The sequence below is a fragment of the Pseudomonas sp. FP453 genome (assembly GCF_030687495.1).
Lineage (GTDB): Bacteria > Pseudomonadota > Gammaproteobacteria > Pseudomonadales > Pseudomonadaceae > Aquipseudomonas.
On sequence record NZ_CP117435.1, the window covers coordinates 1,194,746 to 1,207,780 of the forward strand.

11 protein-coding genes and 1 pseudogene are annotated in these 13,035 nt (G+C 61.8%); 5 read left to right on the forward strand and 7 right to left on the reverse strand.

The genetic code is table 11. The features are described 5' to 3' along the window. Nucleotides 1–29: 29 nt before the first annotated feature. Both PSH87_RS05380 and PSH87_RS05385 read left to right on the forward strand, forming a co-directional pair. Nucleotides 30–530: an RNA polymerase sigma factor gene (locus PSH87_RS05380; RefSeq protein ID WP_370695292.1), complete on the forward strand. Its 501-nt coding sequence runs from the start codon at nt 30–32 to the stop codon at nt 528–530. Continuing rightward, a pseudogene (locus PSH87_RS05385) lies at nt 527–1,505 on the forward strand (FecR domain-containing protein). Before PSH87_RS05380 ends, PSH87_RS05385 begins: the two are co-directional and overlap by 4 nt. A 147-nt stretch (nt 1,506–1,652) precedes the next feature. On the opposite strand, the gene PSH87_RS05390 reads toward PSH87_RS05385, so the two are convergent. Together PSH87_RS05390 and yejK are read right to left on the reverse strand one after the other, a co-directional pair. Next, on the reverse strand, nt 1,653–2,003 hold the full coding sequence (locus PSH87_RS05390) for a glutaredoxin family protein (protein ID WP_305432820.1): 351 nt from the start codon (nt 2,001–2,003) through the stop codon (nt 1,653–1,655). Beyond that, entirely contained in the window at nt 2,003–3,007 is a 1,005-nt protein-coding gene (gene yejK / locus PSH87_RS05395; protein WP_003171997.1) for a nucleoid-associated protein YejK, read from the reverse strand. Before yejK ends, PSH87_RS05390 begins: the two co-directional genes overlap by 1 nt. Before the next feature lie 395 nt (nt 3,008–3,402). Here yejK and PSH87_RS05400 point away from each other — a divergent pair, with 395 nt between their 5' ends. After that, nucleotides 3,403–3,684, forward strand: a complete 282-nt coding sequence (locus tag PSH87_RS05400) for an HU family DNA-binding protein (protein ID WP_017736177.1) — start codon at nt 3,403–3,405, stop codon at nt 3,682–3,684. Nucleotides 3,685–3,880: 196 nt separating this feature from the next. Here PSH87_RS05400 and rlmF read toward each other — a convergent pair whose 3' ends face one another. The 5 genes from rlmF to PSH87_RS05425 all read right to left on the reverse strand — a co-directional run bounded on the left by rlmF (nt 3,881) and on the right by PSH87_RS05425 (nt 10,535). Continuing rightward, a complete protein-coding gene (rlmF, locus tag PSH87_RS05405) occupies nt 3,881–4,900 on the reverse strand; it encodes a 23S rRNA (adenine(1618)-N(6))-methyltransferase RlmF (protein WP_207039942.1) in 1,020 nt (339 codons plus the stop codon). A gap of 214 nt (nt 4,901–5,114) precedes the next feature. Next, on the reverse strand, nt 5,115–7,961 hold the full coding sequence (locus PSH87_RS05410; RefSeq protein WP_305432821.1) for a valine--tRNA ligase: 2,847 nt from the start codon (nt 7,959–7,961) through the stop codon (nt 5,115–5,117). 214 nt (nt 7,962–8,175) lie between these two features. Continuing rightward, nucleotides 8,176–8,553 (reverse strand): DNA polymerase III subunit chi, encoded by a 378-nt coding sequence (locus PSH87_RS05415; protein WP_305432822.1) that lies wholly within the window; start codon nt 8,551–8,553, stop codon nt 8,176–8,178. Nucleotides 8,554–8,560: 7 nt separating this feature from the next. Then, nucleotides 8,561–8,989: a DNA polymerase III subunit chi gene (locus tag PSH87_RS05420; RefSeq protein WP_012722396.1), complete on the reverse strand. Its 429-nt coding sequence runs from the start codon at nt 8,987–8,989 to the stop codon at nt 8,561–8,563. A 55-nt stretch (nt 8,990–9,044) separates the two neighbouring features. Beyond that, nucleotides 9,045–10,535: a leucyl aminopeptidase gene (locus PSH87_RS05425; RefSeq protein WP_305432823.1), complete on the reverse strand. Its 1,491-nt coding sequence runs from the start codon at nt 10,533–10,535 to the stop codon at nt 9,045–9,047. A 283-nt stretch (nt 10,536–10,818) separates the two neighbouring features. On the opposite strand from PSH87_RS05425, the gene lptF reads away from it, so the two are divergent. Further along, nucleotides 10,819–11,937, forward strand: a complete 1,119-nt coding sequence (lptF, locus tag PSH87_RS05430; protein WP_017734285.1) for an LPS export ABC transporter permease LptF — start codon at nt 10,819–10,821, stop codon at nt 11,935–11,937. Continuing rightward, the gene (lptG, locus tag PSH87_RS05435; RefSeq protein WP_305432824.1) at nt 11,930–13,009 is read left to right on the forward strand and encodes an LPS export ABC transporter permease LptG; all 1,080 of its coding nucleotides are present in this window, start codon (nt 11,930–11,932) and stop codon (nt 13,007–13,009) included. Before lptF ends, lptG begins: the two co-directional genes overlap by 8 nt. Nucleotides 13,010–13,035 lie beyond the last annotated feature (26 nt).

Sequence of the window (13,035 nt, forward strand, 5' to 3'; positions counted from 1 at the left end):
CAGCGGGTGGGCGTGCGCATTTCCTACAGGTGTTTCTCTCGCAGCGTTCGCAGATGGAAGCCCTGGTCAATCGGCGCGTAGGCTGCCGCGCCACGGCTGCCGACCTGGTGCAGGACCTGTTCCTGCGCTTCTGGCGCCGCCCGCTGGTGCAGGTCGAAGAGCTCAGCACCTACCTGCTGCGCTGCGCCGGCAATATCGCCATCGACCACCTGCGCAGCGAAGGCGCGCGGGTGCGCAGCAGCGAAGGCTGGCTGCCGGAACAGCAGGACAACCAGGGCTCCGAACCCCAGGCCGCGTTGGAGGCGGGCAATGATCTGCGCCATGTCGAAGCTGCGTTGCGCAGCTTGCCGGAGCGCACCCGGCAGATTTTCCTGCTCAACCGCATCCACGGCCGCAAGTACGCGGAAATTGCCAAGGCCATGGGCCTGTCCCAAAGCGCCGTGGAAAAACATATGATGCGTGCCCTCGAAGCCTGCAAAGCCAGCCTTCGTGAGCCATCGCCCCCACGCACGCCAGGGAAAGCACCGTGAACCGCACCCCCACGCCCGACCAGGAACACGCCGCGCTGGCCTGGCTGAGCCTGTTGCACGACCAACCCAGCAGCGGCGACCAGGCCACGTTCAGCCATTGGCTGCGCGCCGACCCGGCTCACGTCGAGGCCTATTCGCAGGCCCAGGTGCTGTGGGAATTGAGTGAAGTGCCTGCGCGAAAACTTGCGGATGAAGAGGCGCTGGCGTTGCAGGGCTACCTCAATGCCATGAACACCTCGAAGCGTGCACGGGCGGTGCGCTGGTCCGGCGCACTGGCAATGGCGGCGTGCCTGTTGCTGATGGTATGCATGGGCGCCGGTTGGCAGCCATCGCGCTGGGTCGATGACTTTGGCGCCGATTATGTGAGCGCGCCGGGAGAGGTGAAGACTGTCACCCTGGGCCGACCAATCCCAAGTCACTCTGGACGCCGACAGTGCGATTGCCGTGGATTTCAGCCATGGCGAGCGGCATATCCAGTTGCGCCGTGGCGCGGGTTTTTTCAGCGTGACCCACACGGGGCAATCCTTTGTAGTAGAAGCGGGCAGCGGTGAAGCGAGGGTGCTCGGCACGCAATTCGAAGTGCGCCTGCAACCGGCGGGTGCGCAGGTGACGGTGTTGTCTGGGCGGGTAGGGGTGACGCCGTCCAAGCAGGGCCAGCAGCAGATTCTCACGGCCGGGCAGCAAGTGGCCTACGCCGAGGGTGTGGCCGATGCCATGCACCCGGTGGACAGCGAATCGCGCCTGGCCTGGCGCGACGGTTGGCTCAATTATTACAAGGCGCCATTGGCCGATGTGGTCAAGGACCTGGAACGTTACTACCCGGGTCGCATCCTGTTGCTCAACGACGACATGGGCGCCAAGCGTGTCAGTGGCAGCTTCCCGAGCAAAGACCCGCAGGCGGTGTTGAATGCGTTGCAGGCGGTGCTGGGCTTCGAGCAGCATCACGTGCTGGGGCGGATGATCGTGGTGCGTTAGGCCCATGTGGGAGCTGGCTTGCCTGCGATGCAGACACCTCGGTCTGTCAGCTACACCGCGGTGATGCTATCGCAGGCAAGCCAGCTCCCACAAAAAGCCAATTCCACACAAGCCAGCCCACACAAGCCAGCTCCCAAAAGGTATGGGTTACTTCAGTGCAGCCATGATCGCGTCAGGGTTGTAATCGCGAATCAGCGTGCCGTTCACATCCACAAAGGGAATCCCGCCGCCGCCCAAGGCCTCATAGGCCTTGCGCGCGTGGGCATCCTTGTCGATATCGAACGCCTGGTACGGAATGCCCTTCTGATCGAGGAAGCGGCGGATCTGCTTGCAGTAGCCGCACCACTCGGTGGAATAGAGCACCACCCGCGCCGAAGCCCGGGTTTGCTCCGATACCACCTGCGACGGGTTGAACAGCCGCTCGATCTTGCCCCAGTTCTGGATCACCACCACGACCAGCAACACCAGCAGGACTTTTTTGAGGACCCCGCCAAGCATCAGTTCCGGCGCTTGAGCTGGTCGGTCAGTTGGGTCGGCAGGCCCTTGATGATCAAGGTGCCAGCGGCTTCGTCGTACTCGATCTTGTCGCCCAGCAGGTGCGCTTCGAAACTGATGGACAAGCCTTCGGCGCGGCCAGTGAAGCGGCGGAACTGGTTGAGGGTGCGCTTATCTGCAGGAATTTCCGGCGACAGGCCGTAGTCCTTGTTGCGGATGTGGTCGTAGAACGCCTTAGGCCGATCTTCATCGATCAACCCTGACAATTCTTCCAGGCCCATCGGCTCGCCGAGCTTGGCCTGGCTGCTGGCGTAGTCCACCAGGGTCTTGGTTTTTTCGCGGGCGGATTCGTCCGGCAGGTCTTCGCTTTCAACGAAGTCGCTGAACGCCTTGAGCAGGGTGCGGGTCTCGCCCGGGCCGTCGACGCCTTCCTGGCAGCCGATAAAGTCGCGGAAGTACTCCGAGACCTTCTTGCCGTTCTTGCCCTTGATAAACGAGATGTACTGCTTGGACTGCTTGTTGTTCTGCCACTCGGACACGTTGATCCGCGCCGCGAGGTGCAGTTGGCCGAGGTCCAGGTGGCGCGACGGGGTCACGTCCAGCTCGTCGGTCACCGCCACGCCTTCGCTGTGGTGCAGCAGGGCGATGGCCAGGTAGTCGGTCATGCCTTGCTGGTAGTGGGCAAACAGTACGTGGCCGCCGGTGGAGAGGTTGGACTCTTCCATCAGCTTTTGCAGATGCTCGACGGCGGTGCGGCTGAAGGTGGTGAAATCCTGGCCACCGTCGAAATATTCCTTCAACCAGCCACTGAACGGGTGCGCGCCGGACTCGGCATGGAAGAAACCCCAGGCCTTGCCTTGTTTGGCGTTATAGCTCTCGTTGAGGTCGGCAAGCATGTTCTCGATGGCAGCCGACTCGGACAGCTCCGAATCACGGGCGTGAAGAACTGCGGGCGTGCCGTCGGGTTTTTTGTCGATCAGGTGGACGATGCAATGACGGATCGGCATAGGCTTCTCGGCTGGTTGAAGGGGAGCGGTCGGCCTCCCCGAAAAGTCGCCCAGTGTACCGCACCCATTGGGCAAGACGTGCTCTGAAGGCTGTTTTGGCACTCTCCGACGGGGCATATTCCTTTTTTTCACGGTTTAGAGCGATAAAGCTGACCAAATGGGTAGGTAGAAGCGGATATTTCCCCGTCTCTGTGCTAGTTTTGCCCCGTCTTACGCCAAGTCTCGGCGTTAAGCGTGCATTCAGCATCTGTCAGGTCGAACCAATCCCCGTTTCAAGCATCTATAACCCCGAACTTCGTGGTTATGGTCAGGGGTGCCAGGCCTTGACGGTCGGGCTCGATGGCTGACACTGCACTCTGCAATCCATATGAATTTGATAGGGAAGGAACACCACAATGGCTTTGACTAAAGACCAACTGATCGCTGATATCGCTGAATCCACCGACACCACCAAGGTTCAGGTGCGTGCAGTTCTGGAACAACTGTCCCAGATCGTTGCTGATCAGCTGGAAAACGCTCAGGAAATCACTCTGCCAGGTGTTGGCAAACTGAAAGTGAGCGAGCGTCCTGCCCGTACTGGCCGTAACCCTTCGACTGGCGCTGCCATCGAAATCGCTGCCAAGAAAGTTATCAAGCTGGTTGTGGCCAAAGGCCTGACCGACGCTGTTAACAAGTAAGACGCAGCAAAAAAAACCGTGCTTCGGAGCGATCCGGGCACGGTTTTTTGTTGCTTGCGATTTGTAGGCGCTAGCTTACTGTGGCGAGGGAGCTTGCTCCCGCTGGAGTGCGCAGCGCTCCCAAGCTCTTGGGGCCGCTACGCAGCCCAGCGGGAGCAAGCTCCCTCGCCACAGCACGCGCCCTCATCACAACGTCTTAGTCGCGAACCCAGCGCTGGCGCCAGATCTGCTGCTCGTTCTTGGTCTGGAAGGTCCAGGCGACGAAACGGCTTTGTTTCTGCCCCTGGGACATTTCCACCACCTGGCTCTCCAGCACGCCGGCCTTTTTCAGGGCTGTCTCGATCGCGGGCAGGTTTGACGCTTTTGACACCAGGCAGCTGAACCACAGCACCTTGTGGGCAAAATGCGCACTTTCAGCGATAAGCTGCGTCACAAACCGCGCTTCGCCGCCTTCACACCACAGCTCCGCCGATTGGCCACCGAAGTTCAGTACCGGCAATTTGCGCTTGGGATCAGCCTTGCCCAGGGCGCGCCATTTGCGCTCGCTGCCCTTGGTGGCTTCGTCCATGGAGGCATGGAACGGCGGGTTGCACATGGTCAGGTCAAAGCGTTCGCCAGGCTCCAGCAGGCCCAGCAGGATCTGCTTGGGGTTGGTCTGCTGGCGCAGCTGGATGACCTTGCTCAGGTCATTGGACTGCACGATGGCCTTGGCAGCGGCTACGGCAATCGGGTCGACCTCCGAGCCGAGGAAGTTCCAGCGGTACTCCATGTAGCCAATCAGCGGGTAGACGCAGTTGGCGCCCATGCCGATGTCGAGCACCTTGACGATGGAGCCACGGGGGATCTTGCCGTCATTGACGCTGGCCAGCAGGTCGGCGAGGAAGTGCACGTAGTCCGCACGCCCTGGCACCGGCGGGCACAGGTAGTCGGCCGGGATGTCCCAGTGCTGGATGCCGTAGAAGGACTTGAGCAGCGCCCGGTTGAACACCCGCACTGCATCCGGGCTGGCGAAGTCGATGCTCTCTTTGCCGTAGGGATTGAGGATCACGAATTTCGCCAATTCCGGCGTGGTCTTGATCAGCGCCGGGAAGTCGTAACGGCCTGTGTGGCGGTTGCGCGGGTGCAGCGTGGCCTCTTTGCGCGGGGCGACGGGCTTGGCCGTGGCGGCGGTTTTTGGCTTCTTGCGCGGAGGTTTGGGTGTGCTGGGGGCGGTCATGATGATTCTGGTGTTGGCTCAAAGTGGTGGGCATTGTCACACATCTTGAGCCTGACTCGGTCAACTGTGGGAGCTGGCTTGCCTGCGATGGCATCACCTTGGCCTGCTGAAGGACCGGGTTGTCTGCATCGCAGGCAAGCCAGCTCCCACATTGATTGGGTTTTCAAGGTAAAAAAAAGAGGCCCGAAGGCCTCTTTTCTACAGGGAATCCACCTTACAGGCTGGAAATCCGCGCATGTTGCTCCGCCAGCTTGCCCAAAGCCTGTTCAGCCTCGGCCAGTTTGGCGCGCTCCTTGTCGATCACTTCGGCTGGCGCTTTGTCGACGAACGCTGCGTTGGACAGCTTGCCGCCCACGCGCTGCACTTCGCCTTGCAGGCGCGCGATTTCCTTATCGAGACGAGCCAGTTCCGCGCCCTTGTCGATCAGGCCGGCCATCGGCACCAGCACTTCCATCTCGCCAACCAGTGCGGTGGCGGACAGCGGCGCTTCGGCATCGGCAGCCAATACGGTGATCGACTCCAGCTTCGCCAGCTTCTTGAGCAGCGCATCGTTCTCGGTGAGGCGACGCTGGTCTTCGGCACTGGCGTTCTTGACGAACACTGCCAGTGGCTTGCCCGGGCCGATGTTCATCTCGGCGCGGATGTTGCGCGTGCCGAGCATCAGGGTCTTGAGCCATTCGATATCGCTTTCGGCGGCCTCGTCGATGCGTGCTTCATTGGCCACCGGCCAAGGTTGCAGCATGATGGTCTTGCCTTCGATACCGGCCAGCGGCGCCAGGCGCTGCCAGATTTCTTCGGTGATGAACGGCATGAAAGGATGCGCCAGGCGCAGGGCCACTTCCAGTACGCGCACCAGGGTGCGGCGGGTGCCGCGCTGGCGTTCGACCGGCGCGTTTTCGTCCCACAGTACCGGCTTGGACAGCTCCAGGTACCAGTCGCAGTACTGGTTCCAGATGAACTCGTACAAGGCTTGCGCCGCCAGGTCGAAACGGAACTGGTCGAGCTGGCGGGTCACTTCGGCTTCGGTGCGTTGCAGCTGCGAGATGATCCAGCGATCCGCCAGGGACAGCTCGTAGGCTTCGCCGTTCTGACCGCAGTCTTCGCCTTTGTCCAGCACGTAGCGCGCCGCGTTCCAGATCTTGTTGCAGAAGTTGCGATAGCCTTCGACGCGGCCCATGTCGAACTTGATGTCGCGACCGGTGGACGCCAGCGAGCAGAAGGTGAAGCGCAGGGCGTCGGTGCCATAGCTGGCGATACCGTCGGCGAACTCGTCGCGGGTCTGCTTCTCGATCTTCTTCGCCAGTTTCGGCTGCATCAGGCCCGAGGTGCGTTTTTGCACCAGGGTTTCCAGGTCGATGCCGTCGATGATGTCCAGCGGGTCCAGGACGTTGCCCTTGGACTTGGACATCTTCTGGCCCTGGCCATCACGCACCAGGCCGTGTACGTACACGGTCTTGAACGGTACTTGCGGGGTGCCGTCCTCGTTCTTCACCAGGTGCATGGTCAGCATGATCATCCGGGCAACCCAGAAGAAAATGATGTCGAAGCCGGTGACCAGCACGTCGGTGGAGTGGAATTTCTTGAGGAATTCGGTCTGTTGCGGCCAGCCCAGGGTGGAGAACGTCCACAGGCCCGAGCTGAACCAGGTGTCCAGTACGTCGTTGTCCTGTTGCAGCACAATGTCGGCGCCGAGGTTGTGCTTAGCACGCACTTCGGCTTCGTCGCGGCCGACGTAGACCTTGCCCGACTCGTCGTACCAGGCCGGAATACGGTGGCCCCACCACAGCTGACGGCTGATGCACCAATCCTGGATGTCGCGCATCCACGAGAAGTACATGTTTTCGTACTGTTTTGGCACGAACTGGATGCGGCCGTCTTCCACGGCAGCAATCGCAGGCTCGGCCAGCGGCTTGGTGGACACGTACCACTGGTCGGTCAGCCAAGGCTCGATGATGGTGCCGGAGCGGTCGCCCTTCGGCACTTTCAGGCCGTGGTCGTCAACGCTCACCAGCAAGCCGGCGGCGTCGAAGGCAGCAACGATCTGCTTGCGCGCTTCGAAACGGTCGAGGCCGGCGTATTCGGCCGGGATCTTGCCGTCGATGCTGTCGTTCAGCGTGCCGTCCAGGTTGAACACCTGGCAGGCCGGCAACACGGCGGCGTTCTTGTCGAAGATGTTCAGCAGCGGCAGATTGTGGCGCTTGCCGACTTCGTAGTCGTTGAAATCGTGGGCCGGGGTGATTTTCACGCAGCCGGTGCCGAATTCAGGGTCGCAGTAGTCGTCCGCGATGATCGGGATGCGACGGCCAACCAACGGCAGCTCGACGAACTTGCCGATCAGCGCCTGGTAGCGCTCGTCGTTCGGGTTCACGGCCACGGCGGCGTCACCGAGCATGGTTTCCGGACGGGTGGTGGCGACGATCAGGTAGTCGTTGCCTTCAGCGGTCTTGGCACCGTCAGCCAGCGGGTACTTGAGGTTCCACAGGAAGCCTTTCTCGTCGTGGTTTTCCACTTCAAGGTCGGAAATCGCCGTGTGCAGCTTGGTGTCCCAGTTGACCAGGCGCTTGCCGCGGTAGATCAGGCCGTCTTCATGCAGGCGCACGAAGGCTTCTTTCACGGCTTCCGACAGGCCGTCGTCCATGGTGAAGCGCTCGCGGCTCCAGTCGACGGACGAACCCAGGCGACGGATCTGACGGCTGATGTTGCCGCCGGACTGGTCTTTCCATTCCCAGATCTTTTCCAGGAATTTCTCGCGGCCCAGGTCGTGACGGCTCTGGCCGGTGGCTTCGAGTTGGCGTTCCACCAGCATTTGGGTGGCGATACCGGCGTGGTCGGTGCCTGGCTGCCACAGGGTGTTGCGGCCCTGCATGCGGCGGAAACGGATCAACGCATCCATGATCGCATTGTTGAAGCCATGGCCCATGTGCAGGCTGCCAGTGACGTTCGGTGGCGGAATCATGATGGTGTAGGAATCGCCCGCGCCTTGCGGGGCGAAATAATTCTCGGATTCCCAGGTGTTGTACCAGGAAGTTTCGATAGCGTGCGGCTGGTAGGTCTTATCCATGCGCGGCGGGACCCTAGTTGGCATTAATTCAGGAAAGCCGGCAAGTATAACGGGGGATAGGGGAGAGGGCGAGTTGAAGACGGGCTTAAGGCTGATGCAAAACTAATAATGTGGGAGCTGGCTTGCCTGCGATAGCGGTGTGCCATTCACTGAGGTGTTGCCTGGAAAACCGCTATCGCAGGCAAGCCAGCTCCCACAGGGATTTGTGCAAGCTTTAAGATTGGTATTGGCTGAGCAGCCGCTCCATCCGCGCATCCAGCCGACGCTTGATCTCGGTCTCGATATGCGGGGCGAAGTCATCGATCACGTCTTGCATGATCAGTTGCGCGGCGGCGCGCAGTTCGTTGTCCAGGTGCAGCAGCAGGGCGTCCGGGCCTTTTTCGGCGGGGGCGGGTTCGACAGCGGCGGCAACCGGCTCCGGCGCAGCGGCCTTGGCGCCGACCATGTCGAACAACAGCGGAATCTGTACCTCTGGATCGACCGAGTCGGTCAGCAGCGGCGGTTGCAAGTCATCATCACCGAGCAACTGGCGGATCGACTCCAGGTCGTCCAGCAGGTGGTCGTCTTTTTTTATAGGGTTGGGAGTGTCCATCATTTACTCAAAGTCGTTGTAGCCGGTGATCCTGCAAAGGATAGCCCTGTTCGCGATAGAAACGGAAACTCTCCCGCGCGGCCTGACGAATAGCCGGGTCTTCCACCACCACCTCTGCCACGCGGGCAAACGCCTTGGCGAAGGGCGGCACTTTCAGGTCGAGGTTGACCAGCAGGTCATGGTGATCGCCGCAACTGTCGCCCAAGCCCAGCACAACCAGGCCTTCGGGTTCGGATTCGGCAGGGCCGTGGGGCACGAAGCTTTCGCCCTTGAAGCGCCACAGGCGGGCGTCGAGCTCGTCGCGTTGGGCGGCATCGCTGCAATGCAGGTAGATGCGATGGCCCATGCGCCAGGCTTTTTCGGTGAGTTTGCAGGCAAAGTCCAGGCGCGCGAGCGGGTCGGCGCTGGGCAATATATAGAAGTCGACTTGGGTCATTGCGGTTCCTGGAACCCAGGGCGGCTTTATAAAGGCCACCCTGGGGTTCTCATTTTCAGGCCTTGGCGCGATCCAGCAGGTACTGGGTCAGCAATGGCACCGGACGGCCAGTGGCGCCCTTGTCCTTGCCGCCGCTGGTCCAGGCCGTGCCGGCGATGTCCAGGTGCGCCCAGTTGAAGTTCTTGGCAAAGCGCGACAGGAAGCAGGCCGCGGTGATGGTGCCGGCTTTCGGGCCGCCGATGTTGGCGATGTCGGCGAACGGGCTGTCCAGCTGTTCCTGGTACTCGTCGAACAGCGGCAGTTGCCAGGCGCGGTCGTCGGCAGCCTTGCCGGCGCTGAGCAGTTGCTCGATCAGTTCGTCGTTGTTGCCCAGCAGGCCCGACGTGTGGGAACCCAGGGCGACGATGCACGCGCCGGTCAGGGTGGCGATGTCGATCACGGCTTGTGGCTTGAAGCGTTCGGCGTAGGTCAGGGCATCGCACAGCACCAGGCGGCCTTCGGCGTCGGTGTTGAGGATCTCGACGGTCTGGCCGCTCATGGTGGTGACGATGTCGCCCGGACGCGCCGCGCCGCCGCTCGGCATGTTCTCGGCGCAGGCCAGGATGCACACCAGGTTGATCGGCAGCTTGAGCTCCAGCACGGCACGCAGGGTACCGAACACGCTGGCGGCGCCGCCCATGTCGTACTTCATTTCATCCATGCCGGCGCCCGGCTTGAGGCTGATGCCGCCGGTGTCGAAGGTGATGCCTTTACCCACCAGGGCGTACGGCTTGTCGGCTTTCTTGCCGCCGTTGTATTGCATCACGATCAGGCGTGGCGGCTGGTCGCTGCCCTGGCCAACGGCATAGAACGAGCCCATGCCCAGTTCCTTGATCTTCTTCTCATCCAGGACTTCGACTTTCAGGCCCTTGAACTCTTTACCCAGCGCCTTGGCCTGTTCGCCGAGGAAGGTCGGGTGGCAGATGTTCGGCGGCAGGTTGCCCAGGTCGCGGGTGAACGACATGCCATTGGCGATGGCGGTGGCGTGGGTCACGGCGCGCTGGACTTCGGCCTGGGCGGCCTTGATGGTCAGCAGGGTGATTTTCTTCAGGGCGCGCGGTTCGGCCTTGGTGCTCTTGAACTCGTCGAAGATATAGCCGCCGTCGACCAGGCTCTCGGCCAGCAGGCGGGTCTTGCCGTAGCTGTCGCGGCCCTTGACCACGACTTCATCCAGCGCCAGCGTGGCATCGCTGCCGCCCAGGCCCTTGAGGGTGGTGAGGATGCTGCTGACGATCTTGCGGAACGGGCGGTCGCCCAGTTCGGCGTCCTTGCCCACGCCCACCAGCAATACGCGGTCGGCCTTGAGGTTCGGCAGGCTTTGCAGCAGCAGGCTCTGGCCGACTTTGCCGGCCAGGTCGCCGCGCTTGAGGATGGCGCTGATGGCGCCGCCGCTCAGTTCGTCGAGTTGTTTGGCGGCAACGCCGAGTTTGCGGCCTTCGCCGATGGCGACCACGAGGGTGGCGGTTTTCAACGTTTCGGGGCTAACGCTTTTTACAACCAATTCCATTTTCGGGTCCCTTATTAAGGTCTGAGAGCCTTGCGTCTGTACGCAGGCTTTAATGCATGGCAGCTGTGTAAGCCGCCAGCGACAAAGGCCGCAGTTTGAACCTCGGCGGCGGAGCCTGACAACCCTTGGCGTACGCTTTGTCCCCGTCAATGAGCATGCTCCGTGACAGGCGCGGCCAATCACAGGATAATGCGCCATCTTTTTAGCCGGCCTGTGCAAACAGGTCGACTCGGTATGCTTGCTTGTTTGGCCGCCTTAGCCTGACAACCCTGGAGTGTCTGGTTTGATCGTCTTCCGTTATCTGTCCCGCGAAGTCCTGTTGACCCTGAGTGCCGTGAGTGCGGTATTGCTGGTCATCATCATGAGTGGTCGTTTCGTCAAATACCTGGCCCAGGCTGCTTCTGGCGCCCTGGACCCAGGCTCGTTGTTCCTGATCATGGGCTTTCGCCTGCCGGGGTTCCTGCAGCTGATCCTGCCCCTGGGCCTGTTCCTCGGGATCTTGCTGGCCTATGGCCGCCTGTACCTCGAAAGCGAAATGACCGTGCTCTCGGCCACCGGCATGAGCCAGCAACGCCTGCTGGGCATGACCATGATCCCGGCCGCCGGTGTGGCGCTGATCGTGGCCTGGCTGAGCCTGAGCCTGGCGCCCCAGGGTGCCATGCAGTTCCAGCTGGTGCTGAACAAGCAGGACGCCATGACCGAGTTCGACACCCTCGAACCGGGCCGCTTCCAGGCGCTCAATGACGGCACGCGGGTCACCTACACCGAAACCATGACCGAAGACCGCGCCAACCTTGGCGGGGTGTTCATCTCCGAGAAGCGCCTGGGCCAGGACAAGAAAGACCGGGGCATCTCCGTGCTGGTGGCTGATTCCGGCCGCCAGGAAATACGCCCCGACGGCAGCCGCTACCTGATCCTGGAAAACGGCTACCGCTATGACGGCAGCCCCGGCATGGCCGATTACCGTGCGATCAAGTACGACACCTACGGCGTGCTGCTGGCGCGCCCGGACGTCAGCGACGAAGTCACCGACCGCGATGCCATCCCGACCACCGAGCTGCTGGGCAGCAAGGAACTGCGCTCCATCGCCGAGCTGCAATGGCGGATTTCCCTGCCGCTGCTGGTGTTTATCGTGACCCTGATGGCCGTGCCGCTGTCGCGCGTCAACCCGCGCCAGGGCCGTTTCCTCAAGCTGTTGCCGGCGATCCTGCTGTACATGGCGTACCTGACCATCCTGATTTCCGCCCGTGGCTCCCTGGAGAAGGGCAAGCTGTCGCCGACCCTGGGCCTGTGGTGGGTTCACGGGATCTTCCTGGTGATCGGCCTCGGGCTGCTCTACTGGGAACCTATCCGTCTGAAAATGTTGAGCCGTCGTGGCCAGAAGGAGTTGGCTCGTGGCTAAGCTCGATCGCTACATTGGTAGCAGCGTACTGATCGCCATCCTGGCGGTATTGGGCATCATCCTGGGCCTGGCCTCGCTGTTCGCCTTCATCGATGAAGTCGGCAACGTCACCGACACCTACACCGTGTGGGACGTGCTGAGCTACGTGGCGCTCACCGCGCCGCGCCGCCTCTACGACATGATGCCGATGGCCGCGCTGATCGGTTGCCTGATCGGCCTGGGCAGCCTGGCCAGCAACAGCGAACTGACCATCATGCGGGCCGCCGGGGTGTCCATCGGCCGCATCGTCTGGGCCGTGATGAAGCCGATGCTGCTGCTGATGCTGTGCAGCGTGCTGATCGGCGAGTACGTCGCGCCACCGGCCGAAACCACCGCCCAGGCCAACCGCGCCCTGGCCCAGGGTTCGGGGGATGCACAAAGCTCCAAGCATGGCCTGTGGCATCGCCAGGGTGACGAGTTCATCCACATCAACGCCGTGCAACCCGGTGGCCTGTTGATTGGTGTGACGCGCTACACGTTCGACAAGGAGCGCCACCTGCTGTCGTCCAGTTTCGCCAAACGTGCGCAGTACAGCGCCGAGAAGTGGCAACTGACCGACATCACCACGACTTATTTCCGCAACGCGGGCCAGGGCACCAAGTCCAGCACCGAAGTGATCAACGCACCGACTGAGGCGTGGGACATCGCCCTCAAGCCGGAACTGCTCAATACCGTGGTGATGATCCCCGAAAGCCTGCCGATCTCCGGCCTGTGGAGCTATATCCACTACTTGAAGGAGCAGGGCCTGAACAACGGTCGTTACTGGCTGGCGTTTTGGGTCAAGGTGTTGCAGCCGGTGGTGACCGCCGCCTTGGTGCTGATGGCGATTTCGTTCATCTTCGGCCCGCTGCGCTCCGTGACCCTTGGCCAGCGCGTGTTTACCGGTGTATTGGTGGGCTTCACCTTCCGCATCGCCCAGGACCTGCTCGGCCCGTCGAGCCTGGTGTTCGGCTTCTCGCCGCTGTTTGCGGTGCTGGTGCCGACCGCGATCTGCGCCGTGGCCGGCTTCTGGCTATTGCGCCGGGCCGGTTGATAGCGCGCTTATGAGCAAAAAATGCC

What these genes read in the sequence shown, in the direction of transcription:
- PSH87_RS05390 (WP_305432820.1), bottom strand. Translation starts at nt 2,003, where the DNA reads ATGCTTGGCGGGGTCCTCAAAAAAGTCCTGCTGGTGTTGCTGGTCGTG.
- yejK (WP_003171997.1), bottom strand. Translation starts at nt 3,007, where the DNA reads ATGCCGATCCGTCATTGCATCGTCCACCTGATCGACAAAAAACCCGAC.
- PSH87_RS05400 (WP_017736177.1), top strand. Translation starts at nt 3,403, where the DNA reads ATGGCTTTGACTAAAGACCAACTGATCGCTGATATCGCTGAATCCACC.
- rlmF (WP_207039942.1), bottom strand. Translation starts at nt 4,900, where the DNA reads ATGACCGCCCCCAGCACACCCAAACCTCCGCGCAAGAAGCCAAAAACC.
- PSH87_RS05410 (WP_305432821.1), bottom strand. Translation starts at nt 7,961, where the DNA reads ATGGATAAGACCTACCAGCCGCACGCTATCGAAACTTCCTGGTACAAC.
- PSH87_RS05415 (WP_305432822.1), bottom strand. Translation starts at nt 8,553, where the DNA reads ATGGACACTCCCAACCCTATAAAAAAAGACGACCACCTGCTGGACGAC.
- PSH87_RS05420 (WP_012722396.1), bottom strand. Translation starts at nt 8,989, where the DNA reads ATGACCCAAGTCGACTTCTATATATTGCCCAGCGCCGACCCGCTCGCG.
- PSH87_RS05425 (WP_305432823.1), bottom strand. Translation starts at nt 10,535, where the DNA reads ATGGAATTGGTTGTAAAAAGCGTTAGCCCCGAAACGTTGAAAACCGCC.